Origin of the sequence: Methylopila musalis, assembly GCF_042679725.1 — a bacterium.
Classification (GTDB): domain Bacteria; phylum Pseudomonadota; class Alphaproteobacteria; order Rhizobiales; family Methylopilaceae; genus Methylopila; species Methylopila musalis.
This window is the reverse complement of the sequence record NZ_JBHTMX010000113.1, coordinates 1-9,261: the sequence shown is the minus strand read 5'-3', so window position 1 is coordinate 9,261 and position 9,261 is coordinate 1. Positions and strand designations below refer to the sequence as shown.

The 9,261-nt window shown below is 71.2% G+C and carries 9 protein-coding genes and 1 pseudogene; 4 read left to right on the top strand and 6 right to left on the bottom strand.

The features are described from left to right. Both ACFQ4O_RS11935 and ACFQ4O_RS11930 read right to left on the bottom strand, forming a co-directional pair. Positions 1 to 262, bottom strand: a pseudogene (locus ACFQ4O_RS11935) (hypothetical protein); the annotation flags it as partial. Continuing rightward, on the bottom strand, positions 259 to 1,131 hold the full coding sequence (locus ACFQ4O_RS11930) for an undecaprenyl-diphosphate phosphatase (protein WP_378775917.1): 873 nt from the start codon (positions 1,129 to 1,131) through the stop codon (positions 259 to 261). The gene ACFQ4O_RS11930 and the pseudogene ACFQ4O_RS11935, both read right to left, overlap by 4 nt. A 162-nt stretch (positions 1,132 to 1,293) precedes the next feature. On the opposite strand from ACFQ4O_RS11930, the gene ACFQ4O_RS11925 reads away from it, so the two are divergent. Genes ACFQ4O_RS11925 through ACFQ4O_RS11915 form a run of 3 tightly spaced genes read left to right on the top strand, consistent with a single transcriptional unit; the run spans position 1,294 to position 4,029 of the window. Further along, a complete protein-coding gene (locus ACFQ4O_RS11925) occupies positions 1,294 to 1,986 on the top strand; it encodes a glutathione S-transferase family protein (protein ID WP_378775916.1) in 693 nt (230 codons plus the stop codon). A 43-nt stretch (positions 1,987 to 2,029) separates the two neighbouring features. After that, a complete protein-coding gene (gene queG, locus ACFQ4O_RS11920) occupies positions 2,030 to 3,166 on the top strand; it encodes a tRNA epoxyqueuosine(34) reductase QueG (protein ID WP_378775915.1) in 1,137 nt (378 codons plus the stop codon). Further along, positions 3,163 to 4,029: an SDR family oxidoreductase gene (locus ACFQ4O_RS11915; RefSeq protein WP_378775914.1), complete on the top strand. Its 867-nt coding sequence runs from the start codon at positions 3,163 to 3,165 to the stop codon at positions 4,027 to 4,029. Before queG ends, ACFQ4O_RS11915 begins: the two co-directional genes overlap by 4 nt. A 130-nt stretch (positions 4,030 to 4,159) precedes the next feature. On the opposite strand, the gene yihA is transcribed toward ACFQ4O_RS11915, so the two are convergent. The 4 genes from yihA to rpmH form a co-directional block, all read right to left on the bottom strand. After that, positions 4,160 to 4,810 (bottom strand): ribosome biogenesis GTP-binding protein YihA/YsxC, encoded by a 651-nt coding sequence (yihA, locus tag ACFQ4O_RS11910; RefSeq protein ID WP_378775913.1) that lies wholly within the window; start codon positions 4,808 to 4,810, stop codon positions 4,160 to 4,162. Positions 4,811 to 5,068: 258 nt separating this feature from the next. Continuing rightward, positions 5,069 to 6,877: a membrane protein insertase YidC gene (gene yidC / locus ACFQ4O_RS11905; RefSeq protein WP_378775912.1), complete on the bottom strand. Its 1,809-nt coding sequence runs from the start codon at positions 6,875 to 6,877 to the stop codon at positions 5,069 to 5,071. A gap of 13 nt (positions 6,878 to 6,890) precedes the next feature. Beyond that, on the bottom strand, positions 6,891 to 7,316 hold the full coding sequence (rnpA, locus tag ACFQ4O_RS11900) for a ribonuclease P protein component (protein WP_378775911.1): 426 nt from the start codon (positions 7,314 to 7,316) through the stop codon (positions 6,891 to 6,893). A 7-nt stretch (positions 7,317 to 7,323) separates the two neighbouring features. Then, on the bottom strand, positions 7,324 to 7,458 hold the full coding sequence (gene rpmH, locus ACFQ4O_RS11895; RefSeq protein WP_020187506.1) for a 50S ribosomal protein L34: 135 nt from the start codon (positions 7,456 to 7,458) through the stop codon (positions 7,324 to 7,326). Positions 7,459 to 7,800: 342 nt separating this feature from the next. On the opposite strand from rpmH, the gene ACFQ4O_RS11890 reads away from it, so the two are divergent. Beyond that, the gene (locus ACFQ4O_RS11890; RefSeq protein ID WP_378775910.1) at positions 7,801 to 9,258 is read left to right on the top strand and encodes a sensor histidine kinase; all 1,458 of its coding nucleotides are present in this window, start codon (positions 7,801 to 7,803) and stop codon (positions 9,256 to 9,258) included. Positions 9,259 to 9,261: the final 3 nt, after the last annotated feature.

Here is a 9,261-nt window from a genome sequence, read left to right as displayed (position 1 = left end):
TGGCGAAGCCGGCGCCGTCCAGACGCTCCGCGACGCCGTGGGGGATGGGCGACCCGAAGGAGCGGGCCGCGAAGGCGCCGACGCGGGCCTCGCCGCTCGACGGCCGAACGTCGCCGTTCAGCACGTCGAGCGCGAGCCGGCGGGTGGCGGCGTCGTCGCCGACGAGGGCGACGATCGCTCCGGAAGGCGCGGCGAAGGACAGGCCGTTCAGCCGCCCGGCGCCGGCGCGGGCGACGACGTCGTCGAAGACGACGCCGCTCATCCGTAGACCATCAGCCCGGCGAGGCCGGCCGCGCCCACCACGATGCGCCACCAGGCGAAGGGCGCGTAGCCGCGGCGGGAGATGAAGTCGAGCAGGCGGCGCACCACCAGGATGGCGGTGATGAAGGCGCAGACGAAGCCCACCAGCACCAGCCCCATGTCGTCCATGGAGAGAATGTTCCGGCTCTTGTAGAGGTCGTAGGCGAAGGCGCCCGCCATGGTGGGCATGGCGAGGAAGAACGAGAACTCCGCCGCCGCGCGCTTGCCCGCGCCCAGCAGCAGCGCGCCGACGATGGTGGAGCCCGAGCGGGACACGCCGGGGATCATGGCGAGGCACTGGAAGAAGCCGATCGCGAGGCAGAGCCAGAGCGGGAAGCGGGTGGCGTCGTCGTAGCGCACGTCGGGCTCGGCCTCGCCGACCCAGCCATGCGCCGGCCCCTCGGTGGAGCGCACGGCGTAGCGGTCGTCAGGGCGGATCATGTCCACCCACAGCAGCACCACGCCGCCCACGATCAGCGCCACGCAGATGGTGACCGGCGATTCAAACAGCACCGTCTTGATGAAGCCGTGCGCCAGCGCGCCAATGACCGCCGCAGGCAGGAACGCGACCAGCACGCCCAGCACGAAGCGGCGGGCGGCGGGGTCGGTCGGCAGGCGGCGGGCGATGTCCGTCAGCCGGCCGGCGTAGACCAGCAGGATGGCGAGGATCGCGCCGAGCTGGATCAGCACCTCGAAGGTCTTGCCGGTGGAGTTGAAGCCGAGGAAATGACCGAGCAGAAGGATGTGCCCGGTGGAGGACACAGGCAGAAACTCGGTCAGCCCCTCGACGAAGCCGAGCAGCGCGGCCTGAAGCAGGCTCACCACATCCATGACGCCCGATCCCTTAGAAGACGCGTCGCCGATTCGCTGTTGTCGCGCGACGACGCCGGTTCTATACGGGGTTCCCGCGCCGCGCCATCAAGCGCGCGACGTTCCGGCGGCGTCCGCGGCAGGCCGGCCACACTTCGCCCCACCCTTGGCACCCCGGGCTCCATGGCCATTCTGTATCATTACCCTCTGTGCCCGCATTCGCGTTTCGTGCGGCTCGCTCTCGGCGAATACGGCCTCGAGGCCGATCTGGTGGAAGAGAAGGTCTGGGAGCGGCGCGAGCCCTTTCTGCACCTGAACCCGGCCGGGACCACGCCCGTGCTGGTGGAGGCGAGCATCCCCTCCGTGCCGGGCGCCGACGTGATCGCCGAATATCTCGACGAGACCCGGGGTCTCGCGCTCGGCGACCGCAGGCTGCTGCCGGAATCGCCGCGCGAGCGGGTGGAGGCGCGCCGGCTGACCGCGTGGTTCAACCAAAAGTTCTTCGAGGAGGTGTCGAGCCACCTCATCCACGAGAAGGTCTACAAGCGCTTTATGCCGACGAGCCTCGGCGGCGGCGCGCCCGAGATGGCGGCCATCCGCGCGGCCCGCTCCAACATCCGCTATCATCTGAAATATGTGGGCTATCTCGCCCGGCAGCGGAACTGGCTCGCCGGCGAGCGCCTGACCTATGCGGACCTCGCCGCCGCGGCCCATCTGTCGGCGGTGGACTATCTGGGCGACGTGCCGTGGGACGAGGACGAGACCGCCAAGAGCTGGTATGCGCGGGTGAAGTCGCGCCCCTCGTTCCGCCCGCTGCTGGCCGAGACGCTGGCCGGCATGCAGCCCTCCACCAACTACGCCAATCTGGACTTCTGAGGCCGGCCGTCGTCCGCCCGCGGCCGCGCGGCCCGGAGCGGCGATGACGCCCGACGCCCTCAAGCGCCGGATCGTCGAGCGCGCCCGCGCCTATGGCTTCGACGCGGTGGCGGTGACGACGCCGGACGCCATTCCCCACGCCGCGGCCCGTCTGGCGGAAGCGCTCGCCAAGGGCTGGCACGGCGACATGGCGTGGCTCGAAGACCGGCTGGAATGGCGCGGCGATCCCCGCGCGCTGTGGCCCGAGGCGCGCTCCATCGTCATGCTGGCCATGAACTACGGGCCGGACCGCGACCCCCGCGACACGCTCGGGCTGACGGACCGCGGCGCGATCTCGGTCTACGCCCAGGGCGACGACTACCACGACCTGATCAAGGGGCGCCTGAAGCAGGTCGCGGCCGCGCTCGGCGCCGAGGGGGCGGGGATCAAGGTGTTCGTGGACACCGCCCCGGTGATGGAGAAGCCGCTCGCCATGGCGGCAGGGCTCGGCTGGCAGGGCAAGCACACCAACATGGTGTCGCGCGCGTTCGGCTCGTGGCTGTTCCTCGGCGCGATCTTCACCACCGCCGACCTGCCGCCGGACGAGGCCGCCGGCGACGCTTGCGGCTCCTGCCGGGCCTGCCTCGATGCCTGCCCGACCGACGCCTTCCCCGCGCCCTACCAGCTCGACGCCCGCCGCTGCGTCTCCTACCTCACGATCGAGCACGCCGGGCCGATCCCCCGCGCGCTCCGGGCCGCGATCGGCAACCGCATCTACGGCTGCGACGACTGCCTCGCCGCCTGCCCGTGGAACAAGTTCGCCCAGGCCGGCCGCGAGACGCGGCTCGCCGCCCGGGACGCGCTGCAGGCGCCGGAGCTCGCGGAGCTCGCCGCGCTCGACGACGCCGGGTTCCGGGCGCTGTTCGCCAAAACGGCGGTGAAGCGCATCGGCCGCGACCGCTTCGTGCGCAACGTGGCGGTCGCGCTCGGCAATTCCGGCGATCCGGCGCTTTCGGCCGCCGTCAGCCCGCTGATCGACGACGCCTCGCCGCTGGTGCGCGGCGCGGCGGCGTGGGCGCTTCGACGCCTTCTGGCACCTGCGACGCTCGCGCCCCTTGCCGAGCGGGCGCTCGCGACCGAAACCGACACGGATGTGCGCAGCGAATGGACCATGGCCATGAACGACGGGGACGGAGCGTGAGGCGGCTGGTCGTCATCGGCTGCGGCTACACGGCGAAGCGGTTCGTGACGCTGCATGGCGAGAGCTTCGACGCGGTCGACGTCACCGCGCGCTCGCCCGACAAGGCCGCTCTGCTGGCGGCCGAGGGCCTGCGCGCCCACAGCTTCGACGGCTCCGCGCTCGCGCCCGCTCTGAAGGAGGCGCTGGAGCGCGCCACCCACCTTCTGGTCTCCGCGCCGCCGGACGATCTGGGCGACCCGACGCTCCGGGCCGCAGGAGCCGCGTTGCGCGCGGCGCCCGATCTGGCGTGGATCGGCTATCTCTCCACCATCGGGGTCTACGCCGACGCCGACGGCGGCTGGGTGGACGAGACCACCCCGCCCGAGGCCGACAGCCTGCGGGGCGCGCGGCGCATCGCGGTGGAGCGCGAGTGGCTGGCGCTGGGGGCCGAGACGGGCGTTCCCACCCAGATCTTCCGGCTCGCGGGCATCTACGGCCCCGGCCGCAGCCAGATCGAGAACCTGAAGGCGGGGACCGCCAAGCGGCTCGTGAAGCCGGGACAGGTGTTCAACCGCATCCATGTGGACGACATCGCCGCGGCGCTGGCCGCCGGGATCGCGCGGCCGCAGGCCGGGCCGATCGTGAACGTCACCGACGACGAGCCGGCCCCGCCCCAGGACGTGGTGGCCTACGCCGCCGACCTGCTCAACGTTCCGCCGCCGCCGGAGGTGGCGTTCGAGACCGCCGACATCTCGCCCATGGCCCGCAGCTTCTATTCGTCCAACAAGCGGGTGGCGAACCGGGTGCTGCGCGAGGCGCTCGGCGTCGATCTCGCCTATCCCACCTACCGCGAAGGCATCGCCGCGCTCGCCCGAGAGGGCTGAGGCGCCCTCGCCGTCATGCCCGAGCTTGGTCTCGGGCATCCACGACTTTTGCCCTCAGTCCGGCGTGACCGGACATGTGTGGACATCCGGCGCTCGCCGGGCATGACGGAGACTTAGTCCGACCGCGCGCTCAGCGGCGCTCGTCGATCAGGCGGGCCATCACGGCGCGGGCCTCCACGACGCCGTCGCCGTCGCGGCTCGAGGTGGCGAGAAGCTCCGGATAGGCGGCCGGGCGGCGGGCCAGCGCCGCGAGCGTGTCGGCCACGCGGGCGTCGCGCTCGCCTTTCGGGACCTGATCCATCTTGGTCAGCACCACCTGATAGGACGAGGCGGCGGCGTCGAGCAGGTCCATCACGTCGCCGTCCACCGTCTTCAGCCCGTGGCGGCCGTCGATCAGCAGGAACACCCGCGCGAGGCTGCGCCGGCCGCGCAAATACGTCTTCACCAGCCCGGTCCAGGCCCGCACCTGCTCCACCGGCGCCTGGGCGTAACCGTAGCCCGGCATGTCGACCACATAGGCCTTGCCGCCCAGATCGAAGTAGTTGAGCTGCTGGGTGCGACCGGGGGTGTTGGAGGTCTTGGCCAGCGTCTTCCGGCCGGTCAGCGCGTTGACGAAGCTCGACTTGCCCACGTTGGAGCGGCCCGCCAGCGCGATCTCCGGGCGGTCCATGGCGGGAAGCTGCTCCAGCCGGGCCGCGCCCAGCACGAAGTCGCACGGCCCCGCGAACAGCTTGCGGCCGATCTCCAGATAGGGGTCGACGTCGGTCGGATCGGTGGTCATGGCGGCGGGAGCCTCCTTGGAGCCTCAATCGGTGGTTCCACGTCCGTCATGCCCGAGCGTGTCTCGGGCATCCACGACTTGAGCCTGCGACGTTCACGGCGCCGTCCCGACATCGTGGATGCCCGCGCATCGCGCGGGCGTGACGGGAGACGCCGGTCGAGTCCCGGAAGCCGTCCGAACGGCCCCTGAAACGCGACGCCCCCGCGGCCCCTTCGTGGAAGGAGCGGCGAGGGCGGATGGCGCGACGCGGAGGCCGCGTCAGGGTTTGGCGGCGCCGGTCGGCTTCTTGCGGAAGGCCTCGCGGATGTTGCCGAGCAGGTCCACCTTCACGCCCTGACGGCGCATGATGATCCACTGCTGGACGATCGACAGGAAGTTGTTCCACGTCCAGTAGATCACCAGACCGGCCGGGAACGAGGCCAGCAGGAAGGTGAAGAACAGCGGCATCCAGTTGAAGATGATGGCCTGGGCCGGATCGGTCGGCGTCGGGTTCAGCCGCATCTGGACGAACATGGTCACGCCCATCAGCAGCGGCCAGATGCCGATCAGCAGGAAGTGCGGAACGTCATAGGGCAGCAGGCCGAACAGGTTGAACAGCGAGGTGGGGTCCGGCGCGGCCAGGTCGTGGATCCAGCCGAAGAACGGCGCGTGCCGCATCTCGATGGTGACGAACAGCACCTTGTAGAGCGCGAAGAACACCGGGATCTGCACCACGATGGGCAGGCAGCCCGCCAGCGGGTTGATCTTCTCCCGCTTGTAGAGCGCCATCAGCTCCTGCTGCTGCTTCTGCTTGTCGTCCGCGAAGCGGTCGCGGATGCGCGTCATCTCCGGCTGGACAAGCTTCATCTTCGACATCGAGACGTAAGACTTGTTGGCCAGCGGGAAGAACAGCAGCTTCAGAAGCACCGTCACGATCAGGATCGCGATGCCGAAGTTTCCGACCATCTTGTAGAACAGGTCGAGCGCGTAGAACATCGGCCGGGTGATGAAGTGGAACCAGCCCCAGTCGATCATCAGCTCGAAGTGGCGGACGCCCTGCTCCTTCTCGTAGCGGTCGAGCACCGCCACCTGCTTGGCGCCGGCGAACAGGCGGCCGGTGACTTCGGCCGAGGCGCCGGGCGCGACGGTGACGGGGTCGAGCAGATAGTCGGTCTGGTAGGCGCGACCGCCGTCGTCGGTGGAGGCGAAGCGGGCGTTGAACGGCTTGTCCTGCGGCGGAATCAGCGCCGAGGCCCAGTACTTGTCGGTGACGCCGAGCCAGCCGCCGGTGGGGCGGAAGGTGCGCGCGCCCTGTTCGGCGATCTTCTTGTAGGCGATCTCCTGCAGGCCGTCCTCGCCCATCACGCCGAGCAGGCCCTCGTGCAGGATGTAATAGCCGGAGACGTGCGGCTCGCCGTGGCGCGAGATCAGCGCGTACGGGTAGAGCGTGGCGGGCTGGCCGCCGGCGGCGTTGGCGACCTCGTCGCGCACCGTGAACAGGTAGTCCTGATCCACCGAGATGGTGCGGCGGAAGGTCAGGCCCTGGCCGTTGTCCCAGGTGAGCGTCACCGGGCTGGTGGAGGTCAGCGGGCCGGAGCCCTCCGCCTTCCACTCGGTCTGGGCGTTCGGCAGCGGCACGGTCCCGCCGGGCGCGTTCACGAAGCCGAACTCGGCGTAATAGGGCTGCGGGCTGCCGAGCGGCGCGAACAGCACGATCTCCGGGCTCTTCGGGTCCACCGTCTCGCGGTAGTCCTTGAGCGTCACGTCGTCCACGCGGCCGCCCACCAGCGCGATGGAGCCGTGCAGGCGCTCCGCGTCGATCGGGATGCGCGGGCTGTCCTTGAGGGCGCCCTCGCGGGTCTTGGCCGGGCCTGCGCCCTGAGCCGCGCCGGGCGCGGCGGGCGTCGCCGCCCCGCCGGGCTGGGGCGCGCCGGCGCCTGCGGCGCCGTCACGGTTTTCCGTGAGCTGCTGCTGCACGGCCTGCTGCTGGCGCTGCGCCTCCACCTGCGGGCGGGCGAAGAAGTACTGCCAGCCGAGGAGAACCAGCGCCGACAGGGCGATCGCGAGAATTGTGTTGCGGTTGTCCATCGTCGTCCGCGGGTCAGGCGGCCCCTCGGGGCCGCGGAAGCGGGGGAGAGGCGTCAAGCGCCGCGGCGCCGACTTTCGAGGGCCGGTCGAGCCGGCCATGGGCGCGCCGCACGGCGTCGCCCAGATCGCGCACGAGGCGCGCGAAATCCGCGTCGAGCACCGCCCGCCGCGCGATCAGAACATAGTCGCATCCGGGACGCGCGGCCGTGGGCAAGGTGAGCCGGATGGCTTCGCGCAGGCGCCGCTTCATCCGGTTCCGCTCCACGGCGCCGCCGATCCGTTTGGTCACGGTGATGCCGACCCGCGGCAGCGCGTCGGTCTCGCCGCGGTCGCGCAGCTGAAGGCCGATGAGCGGGCCGCCGATCTTCACCGCATCCTTCGCCGCGAGGAAATCCGCGCGGCGGCGCAGGGTTTCGAGACCGGCCGCGGCGCGGGGCATGCGCTGATCAGGCGCTGAGGCGCTTGCGGCCCTTGGCGCGGCGGGCGGCGATCACCTTGCGGCCGCCGACGGTCGCCATGCGCGAGCGGAAGCCGTGGCGGCGCTTGCGGACGAGTTTGCTGGGCTGGTACGTGCGCTTCACGGGTCTGTACTCCGGTCGCCGCGACCGCCTCGCCCCGCCCTCCGGCGTGAGCTGGCGCGGGCCCCGGCCATAAATGATAAAGCCCGCGTCTGACGCGGGCGCGGTCACGGGGCGGCTTATAAGGGCGGAGCCGCCGAAAAGTCAATCAGCCCGGCGGGGCCGGACGCGGTTTCCACGCCCTACGCCTGCGCCCGCGCGGTTTGACGAAGCAGGCCCGCGGCTTCATGATCGCGGCCTGCGTCGCGCCGGACTTTAAACGGGGCGACCTCTTCCGGAAAGAGACTTGAACAAGGGCGGCGCGACCGCGCGGACCCGAACGAGGGCCGCCAGTCCGACCACGACATGACGCACGACGCGATTTCACCTCCCGAAAGCGGGCGGCTCGGTCTCTCCGGCAAGCTGCTGGGCCTGACCGTGGCCTTCGTCATGCTGTCGGAAGTGCTGATCTACGTGCCGTCGATCGCGAATTTCCGCCTCAACTTCATCGACGACCAGATCAACCGCGCCCGCACCGCCGCGCTCGCGCTCGACGCCGCCCCCGAGGGCGCGGTGGAGGAGGCGCTGGCGCGCCGGCTGCTGCACAGCGTGGGCGCCAAGGCGCTGGCGCTGAAGACCGGCGAGGCGCGCCGCCTGCTCGCGGTGTCCGACATCCCGCACGAGGTGGACCTCACCATCGACCGGCGTGAGGACACGGGCGCCTCGGCGGTGGCGGACGCGCTCGACACGCTGCTGAACGGGCATGAGCGGCTGGCGCGCGTGGTGGCGGAGGCGCCGAACCAGGCCGACTTCATCGAGATCGTGGTGGACGAGACCGAGCTGCGCCGGGCGATGCTGGCCTTCTCCGGCACCGTTCTCATGCTGTCGGCGCTGATCTCGATTCTCACGGCGGCGCTGGTCTATGTGGCGCTGGACCGGATCATCGTGCGCCCGGTGCGCCGCCTCACCGCGACCATGGTGGCCTTCGCCGCCGCGCCCGAGGACGCGAGCCGCATCGTCACCGTGTCCGGCCGCGCCGACGAGATCGGCGTCGCGGAGTTCGAGCTCGCGCGGATGCAGACCGAGATCCACGACCAGCTGCAGCAGAAGTCTCGCCTCGCAGCCCTCGGGCTCGCGGTCAGCAAGATCAACCACGACCTGCGCAACCTGCTGGCCTCGGCCCAGCTCATGTCGGACCGGCTCGGAACGGTCGCCGATCCGACGGTGCAGAAGCTCGCGCCCAAGCTGATCGCGACCCTCGACCGGGCCATCGCCTTCTGCCAGTCCACGCTGTCCTACGGCCGCGCGCAGGAGCGGCCGCCGGCCCGGCGCCGCACGCCGCTCGCCGACGTGGTGGAGGACGTGCGCGCGGCGCTCGGCCTCGAGCAGAACGGCCCGATCGGCTTCACCGCCGCGGTGGAGCGCGGGCTGACCCTCGACGCCGATCCCGAGCAGATCTTCCGGGTGCTGCTGAACCTCGGCCGCAACGCGGTGCAGGCGTTCGAGAGCCGGGGCGCGCCCGACCCGAACCGCGACCACATCCGCATCTCCGGGCGGCGCGAGGGCTCGGTCGCGGTGATCGAGGTGTCGGACACCGGCCCTGGCCTGCCGCGCAAGGCGCGCGAGCACATGTTCGAGCCGTTCCAGGGCTCCACCCGCACCGGCGGCTCGGGCCTCGGCCTCGCCATCGCGGCGGAGCTGGTGCGGGCCCATGGCGGCTCGATCGCGCTGGTGGACGGCGCGATCGGCGCCACGTTCCGCATCACCGTGCCGGACCGGCCGATCGACCTGCAGGCGCACGCCCGCCGCCGCGCCAGCGCCTGACCG